Origin of the sequence: Pseudomonas petrae (genome assembly GCF_021728295.1) — a bacterium.
GTDB lineage: Bacteria > Pseudomonadota > Gammaproteobacteria > Pseudomonadales > Pseudomonadaceae > Aquipseudomonas > Aquipseudomonas petrae.
This window is the reverse complement of sequence record NZ_JAKJXE010000005.1, coordinates 274,260-293,169: the sequence shown is the minus strand read 5'-3', so window position 1 is coordinate 293,169 and position 18,910 is coordinate 274,260. Positions and strand designations below refer to the sequence as shown.

Genomic DNA, 18,910 nt, shown 5'->3' with positions numbered 1-18,910 from the left:
TTAGGCATCTGCCTATCCTTGCACCTGAAATCGCCACCTGAGAAATCGCCATCCATCGAGGCCAAGCTATGACCACTTCCAACGCTATTCGCCGACTCAACGCTGCCGATCCGGACTTCGCCCGTCATCTGGATCATCTGCTGAGCTGGGAAAGTGTGTCTGACGACTCGGTCAATGAGCGTGTGCTGGACATCATCAAGAACGTGCGCGAGCGCGGCGATGCGGCGTTGGTGGAATACACCCGCCGTTTCGACGGGCTGGACGTGGCGTCGATGGCGGACCTGATTCTGCCGCGCGAGCGTCTGGAGCTGGCACTGACCCGCATCACGCCCGCCCAGCGCCAGGCGCTCGAAAAAGCCGCCGACCGCGTGCGCAGTTACCACGAGCGGCAGAAGCAGGATTCCTGGAGCTACACCGAGGCCGATGGCACCGTGCTGGGCCAGAAGGTCACGCCGCTGGATCGCGCCGGGCTGTACGTGCCGGGCGGTAAGGCGTCTTACCCGTCCTCCGTATTGATGAACGCCATTCCGGCCAAAGTCGCCGGCGTAGGCGAGGTGGTCATGGTCGTGCCGACCCCGCGCGGTGAGCTCAACGAGCTGGTGCTGGCGGCGGCCTGCATCGCCGGCGTTGATCGGGTGTTCACCATCGGCGGCGCGCAGGCGGTTGCAGCGCTGGCGTATGGCACCGAAAGCGTCCCGCAGGTGGACAAAGTCGTCGGGCCGGGCAACATTTATGTGGCCACCGCCAAGCGTCACGTGTTCGGCCAAGTGGGCATCGACATGATCGCCGGCCCGTCGGAGATTCTGGTGGTGTGCGACGGCCAGACTGACCCGGACTGGATCGCCATGGACTTGTTCTCCCAGGCCGAGCACGACGAAGACGCCCAGGCGATTCTGGTCAGCCCGGATGCGGACTTCCTTGATCGCGTCGCCGCCAGCATCGCTAGACTGATGCCGACGATGGAGCGCGCGGAAATCATCCAGACCTCGATCAATGGCCGCGGCGCCTTAATCAAAGTGGCCGACATGACTCAGGCCATTGAAGTCGCCAACCGGATTGCGCCGGAGCACCTGGAGTTGTCGGTGGCTGATCCCGAGGCCTGGCTGCCGCAGATTCGCCACGCCGGCGCGATCTTCATGGGCCGCCACACGTCCGAAGCTTTGGGCGACTACTGCGCCGGTCCCAACCACGTGCTGCCTACTTCGGGCACCGCCCGGTTCTCGTCGCCGTTGGGCGTGTACGATTTCCAGAAGCGCTCATCGATCATTTTTTGCTCGGAGCAGGGCGCGTCCGAGCTGGGCAAAACGGCCTCGGTGCTGGCACGCGGCGAGTCATTGACCGCCCACGCCCGCAGCGCCGAATACCGCATCGTCGACACCGAACAAGAGGGCAACTGAACATGAGCAAATTCTGGAGTCCCTTCGTCAACGACCTGGTGCCGTATGTGCCGGGCGAGCAGCCCAAACTGACCAAACTGGTGAAGCTCAACACCAACGAAAACCCCTATGGCCCGTCGCCCAAGGCGATTGATGCCATGCGTGTTGCGGTCAGTGACGAGCTGCGTCTGTATCCCGACCCCAACAGTGACGTGCTGAAGCAAGCCGTAGCGCGTTATTACGGCGTCGACGCGAATCGCGTGTTCCTCGGCAACGGTTCGGACGAGGTGCTGGCCCACGCCTATAACGCATTCTTCCGGCAGGACAAACCGCTGCTGTTCCCGGACATCAGCTACAGCTTCTATCCGGTGTACTGCGGCCTGTATGGCGTCGACTACGAAGCCGTGCCGCTGGACGAGCAGTTTCAGATTCGCGTCGAAGATTACGTGCGTCCCAATGGCGGCATCATTTTCCCGAACCCGAATGCACCCACCGGCTGTCTGTTGGCCCTTGATGCCGTCGAGCAGATCCTCAAGAACAGCCCGGATTCAGTGGTGATCGTCGACGAGGCGTATATCGACTTCGGCGGCGAAACCGCGATTAGCCTGGTGGATCGCTATCCGAACCTGCTGGTCACTCAAACGCTGTCCAAATCGCGCTCGCTTGCCGGGTTGCGAGTGGGCCTCGCGGTGGGGCATCCGGACCTGATCGAAGCGCTGGAACGGGTGAAGAACAGCTTCAACTCCTATCCGCTGGACCGCATGGCCATTGTCGGCGCAGCAGCGGCATTCGATGACCGCGAGTATTTCGAGCGCACCTGCCAGCGCGTGATCGCCAGCCGCGAAGCGCTTGTCGAGCAGTTGGAGGGCAAGGGCTTTGAAGTGCTGCCCTCGGCCGCGAACTTCATCTTCGCCCGCCACCCCCAGCACGACGCTGCCAGTCTGGCGGCGAAGGTGCGCGAGCAGGGCGTGATCGTGCGCCACTTCAAACAGGCGCGCATCGCGCAATTCCTGCGCATTACCATCGGCACGCCTGAACAGAATCAGGCGCTGGTGGATGCGCTGGGGGACTTGTCGAGCTGAGTTGACGGTTGCTGACCGGCAACCGATCAATCCTCCGCCGCAGGCGCCGTTGTCTGCGGTGGGCGCACGCCCACCTCGGCGTTCAGTTTCAATTCCTTGCCGTTGCGCATGACCTGAATGGCGATTTTGTCAGTGGGCTTTGTGCGAGCCACCTGGTTCATTGAGCGACGGCCATCACCTGCTGGCTCGCCGTTGATGCTCAGGATCACATCGCCCAGTTGCAAGCCTGCCTTCTGCGCCGGGCCGTCGCGGAAAATGCCGGCGACCACGATGCCCGGACGGTCCTTCAGTCCGAACGATTCCGACAGCTCCTGGGTCAGCGGCTGTACCTCGATGCCCAGCCAGCCGCGAATCACCTGGCCGTGTTCGATGATCGACTTCATCACCTCCAGGGCCAGCTTGGTCGGAATCGCAAAACCGATGCCTTGCGAGCCACCGGATTTGGAGAAGATCGCCGTGTTGATCCCGGTCAGGTTGCCGTTGGCGTCTACCAGCGCGCCGCCCGAGTTGCCAGGGTTGATCGCCGCGTCGGTCTGAATGAAGTCTTCGTAGGTGTTGAGGCCCAGTTGGTTACGCCCGGTGGCACTGATGATGCCCATGGTCACGGTCTGGCCGACGCCGAACGGGTTACCAATGGCCAGGGCAACGTCGCCGATGCGGATGGCATCAGAACGGCCCAGGGTAATGGAAGGCAGATTCTTGAGGTCGATCTTCAGAACCGCAAGGTCGGTCTCGGGATCGCTGCCGACCACTTTGGCAATCGTCTCGCGACCGTCTTTAAGCGCAACGACAATCTGGTCGGCGCCAGAGGTCACGTGGTTGTTGGTCAGCAGGTAGCCTTCCGGGCTCATGATCACAGCCGAACCCAGGCTCGACTCCATGCGCTTTTGTTTGGGCAGATTGTCGCCAAAGAACCGGCGAAACTGCGGGTCCTCGAACAGCGGGTGATTGGGTTTGTTGTTATTGACCATCTTGGTCGTGTACAGATTGGCCACGGCGGGCGCGGCGTTGCTGACGGCGTCCGCGTACGACACCGGGCCCTGTTGCACGAAGGCCTGCTGTGGCGCTTGCTGCAGGTTCACGTCCTGGCTGGGTAGCCCGACCCACTGGGGATAGCGCTGGATAATCAATAAAGCGATAAGCACACCAGCGAGCAAGGGCCAGCCGAGAAAACGCAGCGCTTTGAACATTGAGCGGAGTCCTGAAGGTAGAAGCGCCTAGCTGCGCCATAATGGCCGGCATTATACGAGGACCGACACGGTCTGGACTGCATATTTAGGAGACTTTTATGGCCGTTGCCCTGAGCACCCTGGTGGAAGAAGCGGACCGCTATCTCGGTAGCGCGCGGATTCAGGATTATTGCCCCAATGGCCTGCAGGTCGAGGGCCGGCCGCAGGTCAGCCGGATCGTCTCCGGGGTCACTGCGAGTCAGGCGTTACTGGACGCGGCGGTGGAGGCCAACGCCGATCTGGTGCTGGTGCATCACGGCTATTTCTGGAAAGGCGAGAACCCCTGCATCACCGGCATGAAACAGCGTCGGCTGAAAACGCTGCTCAAGCACGACATCAGCCTGCTGTCCTATCACTTGCCCCTCGACCTCCACGCCGACGTGGGCAATAACGTTCAGTTGGCCGAGCAACTGGAGATCACCGTCGAAGGCCCGCTGGACCCGGACAATCCGCGCATCGTCGGGCTGGTCGGCTCACTCAGCGAGGCGATGACCCCACGGGATTTCGCCCGCCGCGTGCAGACTGCATTGGGGCGCGAGCCGCTGCTGATCGAAGGTGACGGCATGATTCGCCGGGTCGGCTGGTGCACCGGGGGTGGGCAGGGCTACATCGATCAAGCCGTGCTGGCCGGCGTGGACCTGTATTTGAGCGGCGAGGCGTCCGAGCAGACCTTCCACAGTGCCCGGGAAAACGGCATCAGTTTCATTGCCGCCGGCCACCACGCCACCGAGCGTTATGGCGTGCAGGCCCTGGGTGATTACCTGGCGCGGCGCTTTGCCCTGGAGCATCTGTTCATCGACTGCCCGAACCCGATTTAACAGTCCGAGGGTCCGATGCCTGAGCTATATGGTTAGATCGTTTCGATCTATCCCCGCCGCTGAATAGAATCAGGCCCCATGATAAAGTGCCTCGCTCGATAGAGCCCGCAGGCTCTCCACACACGTACGTTATCCCGTGAGTAACCATGGTCGACAAACTGACGCATCTGAAACAGCTGGAGGCGGAAAGCATCCACATCATCCGCGAGGTCGCCGCCGAGTTCGATAACCCGGTGATGCTGTACTCCGTCGGTAAAGACTCTGCCGTGATGCTGCACCTGGCGCGCAAGGCCTTCTTTCCGGGCAAGCTGCCGTTCCCGGTGATGCACGTCGACACCCGCTGGAAATTCCAGGAGATGTACCGCTTCCGCGACAAGATGGTCGAGGAAATGGGTCTGGACCTGATCGTGCACGTGAACCCGGAAGGTGTCGCGCAGGGTATCAACCCGCTGACCCACGGCAGCTCGAAGCACACCGATATCATGAAAACCCAGGGCCTCAAGCAGGCCCTCGACAAGCACGGCTTCGATGCGGCGTTCGGCGGCGCCCGTCGTGACGAAGAGAAATCCCGCGCCAAAGAGCGCGTGTATTCCTTCCGCGACACCAAGCACCGCTGGGACCCGAAGAACCAGCGTCCCGAGCTGTGGAATGTCTACAACGGCAACGTCAACAAAGGCGAGTCGATCCGCGTGTTCCCGCTCTCCAACTGGACCGAGCTGGATATCTGGCAGTACATCTACCTCGAAGGCATCCCGATCGTCCCGCTGTATTTCGCCGCCGAGCGCGAAGTCATCGAGATGAACGGCACCTGGATCATGATCGACGACGACCGCCTGCGTAATCACCTGTCCGACGAGGACAAGAAGCGCATCGTCAAGAAGAAGGTCCGCTTCCGCACACTGGGCGACTACCCGTTGACGGGCGCTGTCGAGTCCGAGGCCACCAGCCTCACCGACATCATTCAGGAAATGCTCCTGACGCGAACTTCCGAGCGCCAGGGCCGGGTCATCGACCACGATGGCGCAGGCTCGATGGAAGAAAAGAAACGTCAGGGTTATTTCTAATTAGGGTGTCTGAACATGTCGCATCAATCTGAATTGATCAGCGAGGACATCCTCGCCTATCTGGGCCAGCACGAACGCAAGGAAATGCTGCGTTTCCTGACCTGTGGCAACGTCGACGACGGCAAGAGCACGTTGATCGGGCGTCTGCTGCACGATTCCAAGATGATCTACGAAGATCACCTGGAAGCCATCACCCGTGATTCGAAAAAGTCCGGCACCACGGGTGACGAAGTCGATCTGGCGCTGCTGGTCGATGGCCTGCAGGCCGAGCGGGAGCAGGGCATCACCATCGATGTCGCGTACCGCTATTTCTCGACGTCCAAGCGCAAGTTCATCATCGCCGACACCCCTGGCCATGAGCAGTACACCCGCAACATGGCCACCGGTGCGTCCACCTGTGACCTGGCGATCATTCTGGTCGACGCCCGCTACGGCGTGCAGACCCAGACCAAGCGCCACAGCTATATCGCTTCGTTGCTGGGCATCAAGCACATCGTGGTCGCCATCAACAAGATGGACCTCAATGGCTTCGACGAGAACATCTTCGAGCAGATCAAGGCCGATTACCGGGCGTTCGCCGACCGCATTGCGCTGAAGCCGACCACCATGGAATTCGTGCCGATGTCGGCCCTCAAGGGCGACAACGTGGTCAACAGGAGCGAGCGTTCGCCCTGGTACACCGGCAAGTCGCTGATGGAAATCCTCGAAACCGTCGAGATCGCCAACGACCGCAATTTCACCGATCTGCGTTTTCCGGTGCAGTACGTCAACCGTCCGAACCTGAACTTCCGCGGTTTCGCCGGCACCCTGGCGAGCGGCATTGTGCACAAGGGCGACGAAGTCGTTGTGCTGCCGTCCGGCAAGAGCAGCCGCGTGAAATCCATCGTCACCTTCGAAGGCGAGCTTGAGCATGCGGGCCCGGGTCAGGCCGTGACGCTGACCATGGAAGACGAGATCGACATCTCCCGTGGCGATCTGTTGGTGCATGCCGACAATGTCCCGCAAGTGGCCGACGCCTTCGACGCCATGCTGGTGTGGATGGCCGAAGAGCCGATGTTGCCGGGCAAGAAATACGACATCAAACGCGCCACGTCCTACGTGCCTGGCTCCATTGCCAGCATCACCCATCGTGTTGACGTCAATACCATGGAAGAGGGCCCGGCCAGTTCGCTGCAGCTGAATGAAATCGGCCGCGTGAAGATCGCACTGGACGCGCCGATTGCCCTCGACGGTTACGACAGCAACCGCACCACGGGCGCATTCATCGTCATCGACCGTTTGACCAACGGCACCGTGGCGGCGGGCATGATCATCGCCAAGCCGGCGGTCGCGGGTGGCGGGAGTCATCACGGCGCGCTGGCCCATGTTTCGGTAGAAGAGCGCGCTCAGCGCTTCGGCCAGAAGCCGGCGACCGTGCTGTTCAGCGGTTTGTCGGGTGCAGGCAAAAGCACGCTGGCGTATGCCGTGGAGCGCAAGCTCTTCGACATGGGCCGTGCGGTGTTTGTCCTCGACGGCCAGAACCTGCGCCACGACCTCAACAAGGGCTTGCCGCAGGATCGCGCCGGTCGCACCGAGAATTGGCGTCGTGCGGCGCACGTTGCGCGTCAGTTCAACGAAGCGGGCCTGCTGACCCTGGCGGCGTTCGTCGCGCCGGACGCGGGCGGTCGGCAGAATGCCAAGGCCCTGATCGGCGATGATCGACTGATCACCGTGTACGTTCAGGCGTCGCCGCAAGTCTGCCGCGAGCGTGACCCGCAAGGGCTCTACGCCGCCGACAAGGACAACATCCCGGGTGAATCCTTCCCCTATGATGTCCCGCTGGACGCCGACCTGGTCATCGACACGCAGTCGCTGAACGTCGAAGAAAGCGTCAAACAGGTGCTGGATCTGCTGCGGACCCGCAGCGTGATCTAAACGCCGTACGCTGTACAAAAAACCCGCCAGTGATGGCGGGTTTTTTGTTGTCGGGCCTGTGCTGGTCGCAAAGGGTGTGCCTGGCGCAATTCCAGTGTAGGAGCGCGCTTGCCCGCGAACGCAATCTGTCTGCGCCCTCAACGTCGTCTGACCCACTACCTTCGCGGGCAAGCGCGCTCCCACACTGATCCGTCGTCGTATCGACATGATATGGCTGGCGTGGAACTCGTACATACCGGCTTGCGATGAGCCATCCACCCACAAAAAAGCCCGCCCCTGATCACCTCAGGGGCAGGCTTTCGTACGTGTTTTTCTTCTTCAATCAGTGCTGCAGCAGTCATGCAATCGGCTTGCGTACTGCCAGAATGCCGGAGTCTTCTTGCATGCAAATTTCCTGCAGGTAGATGCTCATCTGGCTCATCATGCGGCGTATCCGGAAGTGTGTAACTCAACTTTTCTCAGATTAAAAAGATAATTAAGTTCTACTGCATCATCGCTCCCAGGTGAGGTACAGCGCAGCGGGCGGGTGAAATCAATCAGCTGCTGCCGCATAAGCAGATGCCTGTTTAACCACGCAAAGTCGATAGGGCAGAATCTTATGGGTTAGGAGAAATGTTGCCTAAACTAGCGACTTTTGAATTTGATGATCAAATGTATCCAGAAAATCATTCATGCTGATTTCTCCGAGATCTACAGCTTTAGCGCCGCCGGCCGCAATAAAGGTGACATCCGTGATACCTAGGACGTTCAGGATCAGTTTCAAATACTGGGTCGCAATGTCACGGTCTCTAATCGGGGAGTCATTGGTGTATACACCTCCCGAGGCGATCAGCACCGTTGCCTTTTTACCGGTCACCAGCCCTTTACCATCGAAGCCCAAGGTCAGGCCTTTACGTACCACGTGATCCACCCACGCCTTGAGCGCCGCAGGGACGTTATAGTTGTAGACCGGCGTTGAAATAACCACGTGATCGGTTTCCAGTAACTCGGCGGCAAGTTCATCGGATAGCTGCAACACGGCTTTCATTTCAGGCGAATGTTGGGCTTCTGGGGTGAAGTAAGCCTGTAACCAGGGGGCGGTGACGAACGTAAGCGGAGTGTCCGTTAGATCCCTTATTTGAGTGGCGCCCCTAGGGTGTGCGGCTTCCCACGCGGCCACAAATCGGCGAGTGAGCTGCCGGGAGATTGAAGTATCCCCACGTGGGCTGGTTTCAATGGTGAGAAGCCTGGACATGAAAGTAACTCCTGCGCGGTGACGCGGCGGTATGTTTTGCGTTGTCGCTCTAGGCGATGTGCGACACACTCTACCCAATGCGATCTCTACGCAGGAGTGATGTAAATATGATTGAGTCCATCTGTTTAAGTGATGGGTCATGATCGAAAGTCTCAGCCTGGATCAGTTGCGGATCCTCGTAACCATTGCTGATACAGGCAGTTTCTCGGCAACGGGACGTCACCTGCGGCGTGCTCAATCTGCCATTAGCCAGTCGATTGCCACACTTGAGTCAGTTCAAGGTGTGAGGCTGTTTGATCGAAGCGGCCATCGTCCAATTCTCACTGAGGTCGGTAGAGTGCTCGTGGTTCAAGCGCGCGCAGTGCTGGCAAGCGCTGCCCAGTTTGAAGCGGTGGCCGCAAGTACGGCAGCAGGGGTTGAGCCAGAGTTAGCGCTCGCCATAGACCCTTTAGTCCCTAGCGCACCGCTCATCGAAAGCCTGCGCGCTATCCGAGAGGCTTTTCCGCATCTGGCAGTGAGTTTTTCTACAGAAGGCCTAGGCGGCGCAGAGCGACGATTGCGCAGCGGCGATGCGGCACTGGCGCTTTGCACATTGATTCCGACAGTGCCCGACGATGTGACCGCACTGCCGCTGCTCAGCGTCGACTTGAGGCCGGTAGTAGCCAGCGGGCATCCCCTTGCTATGTTAGGCCGTCAGGCAACAAGTGCAGACCTCAAGCCTTATGTGCAACTGGTACTTTCCGATCCGGTTTCTCCTGACAGCCCTAGCTATGGGGTGACGGGCAGTCACCAGTGGCGGTTTGTAGATTTGGCTCGGCGGCTGGATTTTTTGCTCGCCGGGTTCGGTTGGTGCCGAATGCCAGAGCATCTGATTGCGGATCATCTGGCTTCCGGACGCCTCCTGCCGATCGAGTTAACCGCCGAACTTCAGCGCACACCAGACACACTTACGATCTACGCAGCGCACATGCAAAATCACTCTTTAGGGAAAGCAGGCCGATGGCTTCTGAATGATCTGACCCGTCGTCTGTGCATGTGATGATACTAAGACGACTAACGTTAGCGGTTTGGTTATCCCGTTGGCCCAAGGATTAATGGGGTTAGTCGAACCGTTTGTGCAAGGACTGCAACGGCCGTAATCGTTTGTGCGTATGTCGCAAGCCAAGATGTGATGCCTGCCCGCTCAGAGCGCCAGTTAAAGTGGCGGAGGATAGTCTATGAAAGTTCGATACTGGTAAGAAATGGCGAATCAACGAGGCCCCGAGTCATGCGTGTTGCACGTCGAGGTGCAGTGTGATGCGTTGACAGGAGAAATCGATGGGCCAGCCATTGAGCCGCTTAATCAGGAATTCGGGATGCCGATGCTGTTAAGCGAAGCAGACGGCAATACGGAGCATGGTGTTATACGCCAGTCATGCTCTGGTGCCGCGCGGTCGGAGACCCTGCGCACGTCGGGAAGTCCTTTGAACAGAAACTGGGAGATCTCAGCGGTGCCCGGTGCGCAAGCACCGGGCGGGCAGGATAGGCCAAAAGCCGTAACCCTGCTGGCCACGCCGCTGAGCAGTCGGATACGTCCTTAGTACCTGAGAAGCCGTCGAGCAAAGGGCCCGGCCCTGCGGAGAGAGTGGAGGACAGTGGCGTAGCCAAGGGAAACACCGACAGGCTTCCAGCGACCCGGACACAGAGCCGGATTGGTTGCGCGTCGATGGGACTTGAAGGTGTACGTGAAGTAGCCCGAAGGAACAAGGGCATGCAGTTCACGGCATTACTGCACCACATCACACCACAGTTATTGACGCAGAGCTTTTATGTCCTTGCGGTGGGGGGGACGGCATTTCGTGGCGAGACTATGAGGAAGATCCTCTCCAGCGTGTGACCGAGTTGCACGGAAGGCTGATGTTTCTGGGGCACCGGATTGCAGACCGGCGCTTGCTCGGGCTTATCTGCAAATGGCTTCAAGCGGGTGTTATGGAGGATGGCCGTAGGGTGGCTGCGACCAAGGGGACTCCCCAAGGCGCAGTGATATCTCCGCTGCTGGCGAATATCTATCTTCCCTACGTACTGGACTGCCGCGACCAGTGGAAATGGAAACCGACTGTTTTTAACAGCGTCAGCCTATAAAACCCGCTCATCAAAGGTTGCATTCCGCAGACGTTCAAAGAAAGGAAAACAATGTGACCGTATCGTATCCGTCCGTCAAAATGACCTACCCAGCACCGCAAAGCCAAGACATGGTGAGCATTTAAACTTAAGTGGGCACCAGTACTAGCCTTTTAAGTGGGTATTTCATACGGCCACCCCGCCGCTCCTGTCTGGCTGGATGCTCGCCGATTGAACCAAGGTAAATTTCACTGGCCAAGCATTCGCCATGGCTATGAAATACAGTTGGACGCCGAGCTACTTCAAGCCTTGGTACTGCGCCTGCCCTGGCAATACGTGAGTTCTGGCGGCGCGATCACACTGCTCTAACGGCAGCCATTAGCCTATCGGTCTATCGCAGCGAATTGCCCGCTCTGGCAAAATCCGCAGCGTGACTTCTTCGCCCAATCTCGACCAAATGTCCCCCGATCAACAATTGAGGTCTAAATCCCATAAAAAAAGCCCGCCCCTGATCACCTCAGGGGCGGGCTTTTCGTGAAGCGTGTGCGCTTACTTCTTCAAGCCGTAATGCTCATCCAGCATGCCGGGGGAGTCACCCGACTTGGGCGCGTAGTCCTTCGGCGGTTCAGCGGCGGTGCGCGGTGGCGTCAAGCGATCGCGGGGTGGCTGAAGGGCGTCCGGGTGCAGCGCGGCCAGCAGGCGTTGACGGGTGATGTCGTCGGTGGCCAGGCGGTTGGCGCCTTCGGCCAGATGCTCCTGAACATCGTGGTAGCTTTGCGACAGCTTCTGCACCAGATTGGCTGTGCTGTTGAAGTGAGTGATCACCTCATTCTGATAGGTATCGAAACGCTCCTGAACGTCATCCAGCTGGCGCTGGGTCCCGTTAGGCACGGCATTGGGCAGCGCGCGCGCCACAAAGAATCCGATGATCACACCAACCACCAGGGCGATGGTCGGCAGCAACCAAACTAAGAGCGAGTAATCCACGAGTCCTTCCTCTATAAACGGCTTTGCTTTACGTTAACGGCTCGAACCTGCGCTGTATAGCGGCGACGCGTCGCCAGCATGCCAGCCACAGACAATCAGCTAGACGAGTCGACCCAATTGAAGGTCACGGAGTTCATTCTTGCTCATGCGTGAGACCCCTGTTTTCATCGACGGCCCGGCGGGCCAACTTGAAGCGTTGTACCTCGATCTGGATGAGGCCAGAGGCATCGCGCTGATATGCCATCCTAACCCGGTTCAGGGCGGCACCATGCTCAATAAAGTGATCTCGACCCTGCAACGCACCGCGCGCGATGCCGGCCTGATTACCCTGCGCTTCAACTATCGCGGCGTTGGCGCCAGCGCCGGCAGCTCGGACATGGGCGAGGGCGAAGTCGACGACGCACAGGCGGCGGCGAGTTGGCTACGCGGCAAGCATCCCGACCTGGCCATGACCTTGTTCGGATTTTCCTTCGGCGGTTTCGTGGCGGCCACCTTGGGTGGGCGGCTTGAGGCTGAGGGCGAAACCCTGAAGCATCTGTTCATGGTCGCCCCCGCCGTGATGCGCATCGCCAACGTGGAGGCATTGCCGCAGAAGGGTGCGCTGACGCTTATCCAGCCGGAAACCGATGAGGTCGTTGACCCACAACGTGTGTACGCATGGTCTGACAAACTCCCGCGCCCCCATGAGCTGCTGAAAGTGGCAGAATGCGGGCACTTTTTTCACGGCAAGCTGACCGATCTCAAGGATCTGATCCTGCCGCGCCTTTCGAATTGATCGCAGCACCCAAAATAAGCGACTAGCCATGACCACTCGTATCCTGACCGGTATCACCACCACCGGCACGCCGCACCTGGGCAACTACGCCGGCGCCATCCGCCCGGCCATCGTTGCCAGCCGCCAGAGCGACGCCGACTCGTTCTACTTTCTGGCCGACTACCACGCGCTGATCAAATGCGATGACCCGCTGCGCATTCAGCGCTCGCGTCTGGAAATCGCCGCGACCTGGCTCGCGGCAGGGCTGGACGTCGAGCGCGTCACGTTCTATCGCCAGTCCGACATTCCGGAAATCCCGGAACTGACCTGGCTGCTGACCTGCGTTGCCGGCAAGGGCCTGCTCAACCGCGCCCACGCCTACAAGGCCTCGGTGGACAAGAATGTCGAAGCCGGTGAAGACCCGGACGCGGGCATTACCATGGGGCTGTTCAGCTATCCGGTGCTGATGGCCGCCGACATCCTGATGTTCAACGCCCATCAAGTGCCTGTCGGCCGCGACCAGATCCAGCACGTCGAAATGGCGCGCGATATCGGTCAGCGCTTCAATCACCTGTTCGGGAACGGCAAAGAGTTCTTCGTGATGCCGGAAGCGCTGATCGAAGAAAGCGTCGCGACCCTGCCTGGCCTGGACGGCCGCAAGATGTCGAAAAGCTACGACAACACCGTCCCTCTGTTCAGCAGCGCCAAGGACATGAAAGAGGCGATCTCGCGCATCGTCACTGACTCCCGCCTGCCGGGCGAAGCCAAGGATCCGGATACGTCGCATCTGTTCACGCTGTACCAGGCATTCGCCACGAAAGAGCAAGGCGACGAGTTCCGCGCCGACCTGTTGCAGGGGTTGGGGTGGGGCGATGCCAAGCAGCGCTTGTTCCAGTTGCTCGACGCCGAGTTGGGCGAAGCACGCGAAAATTACCATCGCCTGATCGAGCGACCAGCCGACCTGGAAGACATCCTGCAAGCGGGCGCCGAGAAGGCCCGTCGTGTGGCCACCCCGTTTCTGGGTGAGCTGCGCGAAGCGGTTGGCCTGCGTTCATTCCGCACTGCGGCGCAAACCGTCACGGCGACCAAGAAGAAGGCCAGCAAAGGCGCGCGCTTCGTCAGTTTCCGTGAAGACGACGGCAGCTTCCGCTTCCGGCTGCTGGCGGCCGATGGCGAGCAACTGCTCCTGTCGCGCAACTTCGCAGACGGTAAAGCGGCCGGGGCCGTGACCAAGCAGCTGCAGCAGGGCGGTGAGCTGGACATCCGGCCCGAAGGCGATGCCTTCACCCTGTGGCTGAGTGATGCCTATGTCGCCGACAGCCCGGCGTTCGCCGATGCCGCCGCCCGTGACGCCGCGATCGAGAGCCTGAAGCTGGCGCTGGCGCCGCAACAGGATTAATTGCCATTCCAATGGGCCATCGCTACAGTGACGGCCCGTTTTTGCTCCCTTGCAAGCGACTATGACCCCTCTAGAACGATACCAAGCTGACCTGAAGCGTCCGGACTTTTTCCAAGACGCCGCCCAAGAGAATGCGGTGCGCCATCTGCAGCGTCTGTACGACGATCTGGTCGCCGCCCATGACCGCAAGCCGGGATTGCTGGGCAAGCTGTTCGGCAAGAAAGAAGCCCCGATTGTGAAGGGGCTGTATTTCTGGGGCGGTGTGGGCCGGGGCAAGACTTACCTGGTCGACACCTTCTTCGAATCGCTGCCGTTTGAAGACAAGACGCGCACGCACTTCCACCGCTTCATGAAGCGTGTGCACGAGGAGATGAAAAACCTCAAGGGCGAGAAGAACCCGCTGACCCTGATCGCCAAGCAGTTTTCCGAAGAAGCGCGTGTGATCTGTTTCGACGAATTCTTCGTATCGGACATTACCGACGCGATGATCCTCGGCACGCTGATGGAAGAGCTGTTCAAGAATGGCGTGACCCTGGTCGCGACGTCGAACATCGTCCCGGACGGTCTCTACAAGGACGGTCTGCAGCGTGCACGCTTCCTGCCGGCGATTGCGCTGATCAAGCAGAACACCGAGATCGTCAACGTCGACAGCGGCGTCGACTATCGCCTGCGTCACCTGGAGCAAGCCGAGCTGTTCCACTTTCCGCTGAACGAAGCGGCAGAGGAGAGCATGCGCAAAAGCTTCCGCGCGCTGACCCCTGAATGCACCAAGGCCATCGAGAACGATGTGCTGATCATCGAGAATCGGCAGATCAAGGCCATCCGTACGTGCGACGACGTGGCGTGGTTCGACTTCCGTGAGCTGTGTGACGGGCCACGTAGCCAGAACGACTACATCGAACTCGGCAAGATCTTCCATGCGGTGCTGCTCAGCGGTGTCGAGCAGATGACCGTGACCACCGACGATATCGCGCGTCGGTTCATCAACATGGTCGACGAGTTCTACGACCGCAACGTCAAGTTGATCATCTCGGCGGAAGTCGAATTGAAAGACCTGTACACCGGCGGCCGCCTGAACTTCGAATTCCAGCGCACGCTCAGCCGGTTGCTGGAAATGCAGTCCCACGAATTCCTGTCGCGGGCGCACAAGCCCTGATGCCACTCAGTCGGGGGCGTTCCGGAAAATTTTGTCGGAACGCAGACCTGTAGGCGCCCGCTTGCTGGCAAACGCGGCGTGTCAGTCGGCTTATTGAGCGCAGACACACTGCATTCGCCAGCAAGCCGGCTCCTACGATCCGAATCTGCCAAAACCCTGCATGTCCGCAGGGTTTTTTCGTTTCAGGCCGCCTGCTGAAACTGCTGCCGGTACTGGTTCGGCGACAGGTCGGTGTGTTGGCGGAACAGCCGCGCGAAGAAGCTGGCGTCGTCGTAGCCCACTTCATAGCTGATGGTCTTGATGCTCTTGCGTGAGCCCGACAGCAAGCCCTTTGCCGTTTCGATGCGCAGGCGTTGCAGGTAATGCAGCGGCTTGTCGCCCGTTGCCGTCTGGAACCGGCGCATGAAGTTGCGGATGCTCATGCCGTGCTCGCGGGCCACATCCTCGAAACGGAATTTGTCGGCGAAGTGTTCTTCAAGCCAATGCTGAATCTGCAGGATGATCACGTCCTGATGCAGCTTCTGCCCGCCAAAACCAATCCGCCCCGGCGCGTAGCTTCGCTGTACTTCATAGAGAATGTCGCGGGCGACGGTCTGCGCGACATGGGCGCCGCAGAAGCGCTCGATCAGGTAAATATAAAGATCACACGCTGAAATCGTGCCACCTGCGCAATACAGGTTATCGGCGTCGGTCAGGTGCTTTTCCTGATTCAGCAGCACGTTCGGAAAACGCTCGGCGAACTCGTTGAAAAACCGCCAGTAGGTGGTCGCTTCCTTGCCGTCGAGCAGTCCCGCATCGCCGAGCCAGAACACGCCGCTGGCTTCTCCGCAGAGCACGGCGCCGCGCGCATGTTGCTCACGCAGCCACGGCAGGATTTGCGGGTAGCGTTCACGCAGGGTGTCGAAGTCTTCGACGAAAGCCGGAAGGATGATGATGTCGCTGTGTTCAAGCACACCGTCTACAGGGATGACGACATCGCTGAAACTGCGGACTTCCTTGCCGTCCGGGCTGACCAGTCGGGTTTCGAAGGCCGGCTTGAAGCCCTGTCCCAACTGCTTGCCGTAGCGCAGGCTGGCGAGGTGAAAGAAGTCTTTGGCTTGCATGAGCGTGGAGGCAAAAATTCCATCAATCGCAAGAATGCTGACACGCCGCAACGGCGTGTTGGGTTGAATAGACATGATCTGTTGTTCTTATATGGGAAAGTGGTCAAGCAACGGCGTGATCGTCTTATTTTTTGTCGGATGTGTCCAGTGTCGCCGTCATCTCGCTGGGCCTACGCTCTGCTGAGGTTTTGTCCGACAATCCTTCGCATCAGGTGCAGCCATGCTTCCCAGAACACTCTTCAGCTCAGAGCATGAGCTTTTCCGCAACAGCGTCCGCAAGTTCTTCGAACAGCACGCGGTGCCCTTTCATGCCCAGTGGGAAAAGCAGGGCCACATCGATCGTACGCTGTGGAACCGGGCGGGGGAGCAGGGCATGTTGTGTTCGCACCTGCCGGAAGAGTACGGCGGCATGGGCGCGGATTTTCTCTACACCACGGTAGTGATCGAGGAAATCTCCCGCCTCGGCTTGACCGGTATCGGTTTTTCCCTCCATTCGGACATCGTCGCGCCTTACATCCTGCATTACGGCAGCGAGGCGCTGAAGCTCAACTATTTGCCCAAGCTGGTCTCCGGGGAGCTGGTCACCGCCATCGCGATGACCGAGCCGGGCGCAGGGTCCGACCTGCAAGGGGTCAAGACCACTGCGGTGCTGGACGGCGACAAATACGTCATCAATGGTTCGAAAACGTTCATCACCAACGGATTTCTCGCTGATCTGGTGATCGTCGTCGCGAAGACCGATCCCAAGGCGGGCGCGAAGGGCACCAGTCTGTTTGTCGTGGAAGCGGGCACGCCCGGCTTTGCGAAGGGCAAGCGCCTGGAGAAGGTCGGCATGAAGGCGCAGGACACGTCGGAATTGTTCTTCCAGGACGTGAGAGTGCCCAGGGAGAACCTGTTGGGTCAGGCCGGGATGGGTTTCGCGTATCTGATGCAGGAACTGCCGCAGGAGCGTCTGACGGTCGCCATCGGCGCCATTGCCTCTGCCGAAGCCGCCTTGCAGTGGACGCTCGACTACACCCGGGAGCGCAAGGCGTTTGGCAAGGCCATCATCGACTTCCAGAACACCCGCTTCAAGCTGGCCGAAATTGCCACTGAAGTTCAGATTGGTCGTACGTTCATTGATCGATGCCTGGAGTTGCACCTGGAAGGGAAGCTGGATGTACCAACGGCGGCCATGGCGAAATACTGGTCAACCGACCTGCAATGCAAGGTCCTGGACGAATGCGTGCAGCTGCATGGCGGCTACGGTTTCATGTGGGAATACCCGGTCGCCCGGGCGTGGGCGGACGCGCGGGTGCAGCGGGTCTATGCGGGCACCAATGAAATCATGAAAGAGATCATTGCCCGGTCGCTTTGAAGGTCGACATAGGACTGTAGGAGCGCGCTTGCCCGCGAAATGGCGGTAGGTCAGTCAAACCGTCAGTGACTGATCAAACGCTATTCGCGGGCAAGCGCGCTCCTACAATTAATCACCGATCAAGGCGCAGGATTCGGCTGATCCTTGTGAATCGCTTCAATGCCCGCCAGCACTTCATCCGACAGCACCAGTTCCGCGCTCGCCAGGTTGCTTTCCAGCTGCTCCAGCGTGGTGGCCCCGATGATGTTGCTGGTGACGAAGCTGCGCCCGGTCACGAACGCCAGGGCCATTTGCGCCGGATCAAGACCGTGCTCGCGAGCCAGGGCAACGTAGCTCGCGCAGGCCGCTTCCGATTGCGGATTGAAGTAGCGCGTGAAGCGGCTGTACAGGCTCAAGCGGCCCTTGGCAGGGCGGGCGCCGTCGGCGTATTTGCCAGACAACATCCCGAACGCCATGGGCGAGTAGGCCAGCAGGCCGCATTGCTCGCGAATCGCCACTTCTGCCAGACCTACTTCAAAGCTGCGGTTGAGCAGGTTGTAGGGGTTCTGAATGGACACCGGACGCGTCAGGCCATGGGCATCCGATTCGGCGAGAAACTTCATGGTGCCCCACGGCGTTTCGTTGGACAGACCCACATGGCGGATCTTGCCGGCCTTGACCTGCTCGTCCAGCGCTTCGAGCACTTCCAGCAGCGGGGTGAACTGTTCCTCACTGTGCTTGTAACCCAGCTTGCCGAAGAAATTGGTGCTGCGTTCAGGCCAGTGCAGTTGGTACAGATCGAGGTAGTCGGTCTGCAGGCGTTTGAGGCTGGCATCCAGCGCTGCGACGATGTGATCGCGGTTGAATTTCAGCTGACCGTCACGAATGTAATCGATGCCGTTGCCGGGGCCGGCGATCTTGCTGGCGAGGATCCAGTCGGCACGGTCGCCGCTCTGCTTGAACCAGTTGCCGAGGATGGTCTCGGTGCTGGCGTAGGTTTCTTTCTTCGGCGGGACCGGATACATCTCGGCGGTGTCGATGAAATTGATGCCGGCGGCCTTGGCCCGTTCGATCTGCGCGAAGGCCTCGGACTGGCTGTTCTGCTCGCCCCAGGTCATGGTGCCGAGGCAGATTGCGCTGACATTGAGGTCGGTTCTGCCCAGTTGGCGGTAGTCCATTTGGCTCTCCTGTTTAAAAGAGCCATAAAAGCAGGTTGAAATTTTTTTCGCAATCTGCATAATTCCGCTCCTCTTTGTCGCTGGAGTGATGCCCTGCGACAAAAGAAACCGCTGCGATCGAACGCGCTGACCCGAGCCCCCTATAGCGTTCGTGCCCGGCGGCCTTTGACTTGTCAAAGA

The 18,910-nt window shown here is 59.6% G+C and carries 15 protein-coding genes; 10 read left to right on the top strand and 5 right to left on the bottom strand.

The features are described from left to right. Positions 1 to 68: 68 nt before the first annotated feature. The gene (gene hisD / locus L4G42_RS10975) at positions 69 to 1,397 is read left to right on the top strand and encodes a histidinol dehydrogenase (RefSeq protein ID WP_237250739.1); all 1,329 of its coding nucleotides are present in this window, start codon (positions 69 to 71) and stop codon (positions 1,395 to 1,397) included. 2 nt (positions 1,398 to 1,399) lie between these two features. Continuing rightward, the gene (gene hisC, locus L4G42_RS10970; protein ID WP_237250740.1) at positions 1,400 to 2,458 is read left to right on the top strand and encodes a histidinol-phosphate transaminase; all 1,059 of its coding nucleotides are present in this window, start codon (positions 1,400 to 1,402) and stop codon (positions 2,456 to 2,458) included. 26 nt (positions 2,459 to 2,484) lie between these two features. On the opposite strand, the gene algW is transcribed toward hisC, so the two are convergent. After that, positions 2,485 to 3,648, bottom strand: a complete 1,164-nt coding sequence (gene algW / locus L4G42_RS10965; RefSeq protein ID WP_237250741.1) for a Do family serine endopeptidase AlgW — start codon at positions 3,646 to 3,648, stop codon at positions 2,485 to 2,487. Positions 3,649 to 3,746: 98 nt separating this feature from the next. On the opposite strand from algW, the gene L4G42_RS10960 reads away from it, so the two are divergent. The 3 genes from L4G42_RS10960 (at position 3,747) to cysN (ending at position 7,483) form a co-directional block, all read left to right on the top strand. After that, on the top strand, positions 3,747 to 4,505 hold the full coding sequence (locus L4G42_RS10960) for a Nif3-like dinuclear metal center hexameric protein (protein WP_237250742.1): 759 nt from the start codon (positions 3,747 to 3,749) through the stop codon (positions 4,503 to 4,505). Positions 4,506 to 4,651: 146 nt separating this feature from the next. Then, on the top strand, positions 4,652 to 5,569 hold the full coding sequence (gene cysD / locus L4G42_RS10955) for a sulfate adenylyltransferase subunit CysD (protein WP_122535916.1): 918 nt from the start codon (positions 4,652 to 4,654) through the stop codon (positions 5,567 to 5,569). Between the two features lie 15 nt (positions 5,570 to 5,584). Then, the gene (gene cysN, locus L4G42_RS10950) at positions 5,585 to 7,483 is read left to right on the top strand and encodes a sulfate adenylyltransferase subunit CysN (protein WP_237250743.1); all 1,899 of its coding nucleotides are present in this window, start codon (positions 5,585 to 5,587) and stop codon (positions 7,481 to 7,483) included. A gap of 619 nt (positions 7,484 to 8,102) precedes the next feature. Here cysN and L4G42_RS10945 read toward each other — a convergent pair. After that, positions 8,103 to 8,717 carry an FMN-dependent NADH-azoreductase gene (locus L4G42_RS10945; protein ID WP_237250744.1) on the bottom strand — a complete coding sequence of 205 codons (615 nt, stop codon included), beginning with the start codon at positions 8,715 to 8,717 and terminating at the stop codon, positions 8,103 to 8,105. A gap of 139 nt (positions 8,718 to 8,856) precedes the next feature. Here L4G42_RS10945 and L4G42_RS10940 point away from each other — a divergent pair, with 139 nt between their 5' ends. Next, positions 8,857 to 9,756 carry a LysR family transcriptional regulator gene (locus tag L4G42_RS10940; protein WP_237250745.1) on the top strand — a complete coding sequence of 300 codons (900 nt, stop codon included), beginning with the start codon at positions 8,857 to 8,859 and terminating at the stop codon, positions 9,754 to 9,756. A 1,610-nt stretch (positions 9,757 to 11,366) separates the two neighbouring features. Here L4G42_RS10940 and L4G42_RS10935 read toward each other — a convergent pair. Next, the gene (locus L4G42_RS10935; RefSeq protein WP_237250746.1) at positions 11,367 to 11,804 is read right to left on the bottom strand and encodes a Z-ring associated ZapG family protein; all 438 of its coding nucleotides are present in this window, start codon (positions 11,802 to 11,804) and stop codon (positions 11,367 to 11,369) included. Positions 11,805 to 11,949: 145 nt separating this feature from the next. Here L4G42_RS10935 and L4G42_RS10930 point away from each other — a divergent pair, with 145 nt between their 5' ends. From L4G42_RS10930 to zapE, 3 genes are all read left to right on the top strand, one after another. Further along, positions 11,950 to 12,579 (top strand): alpha/beta hydrolase, encoded by a 630-nt coding sequence (locus tag L4G42_RS10930; RefSeq protein ID WP_237250747.1) that lies wholly within the window; start codon positions 11,950 to 11,952, stop codon positions 12,577 to 12,579. Positions 12,580 to 12,607: 28 nt separating this feature from the next. After that, complete coding sequence (locus tag L4G42_RS10925) at positions 12,608 to 13,957, top strand: tryptophan--tRNA ligase (RefSeq protein ID WP_237250748.1); 1,350 nt, start codon at positions 12,608 to 12,610, stop codon at positions 13,955 to 13,957. A 61-nt stretch (positions 13,958 to 14,018) separates the two neighbouring features. Next, complete coding sequence (gene zapE, locus L4G42_RS10920; RefSeq protein ID WP_237250749.1) at positions 14,019 to 15,113, top strand: cell division protein ZapE; 1,095 nt, start codon at positions 14,019 to 14,021, stop codon at positions 15,111 to 15,113. A 182-nt stretch (positions 15,114 to 15,295) separates the two neighbouring features. Here zapE and L4G42_RS10915 read toward each other — a convergent pair whose 3' ends face one another. Then, complete coding sequence (locus L4G42_RS10915; RefSeq protein WP_172612965.1) at positions 15,296 to 16,216, bottom strand: GlxA family transcriptional regulator; 921 nt, start codon at positions 16,214 to 16,216, stop codon at positions 15,296 to 15,298. A 220-nt stretch (positions 16,217 to 16,436) separates the two neighbouring features. On the opposite strand from L4G42_RS10915, the gene L4G42_RS10910 reads away from it, so the two are divergent. Then, positions 16,437 to 17,573, top strand: a complete 1,137-nt coding sequence (locus L4G42_RS10910; RefSeq protein ID WP_237250750.1) for an acyl-CoA dehydrogenase family protein — start codon at positions 16,437 to 16,439, stop codon at positions 17,571 to 17,573. A 119-nt stretch (positions 17,574 to 17,692) separates the two neighbouring features. Here L4G42_RS10910 and L4G42_RS10905 read toward each other — a convergent pair whose 3' ends face one another. Next, positions 17,693 to 18,730 (bottom strand): NADP(H)-dependent aldo-keto reductase, encoded by a 1,038-nt coding sequence (locus tag L4G42_RS10905; RefSeq protein ID WP_237250751.1) that lies wholly within the window; start codon positions 18,728 to 18,730, stop codon positions 17,693 to 17,695. Positions 18,731 to 18,910 lie beyond the last annotated feature (180 nt).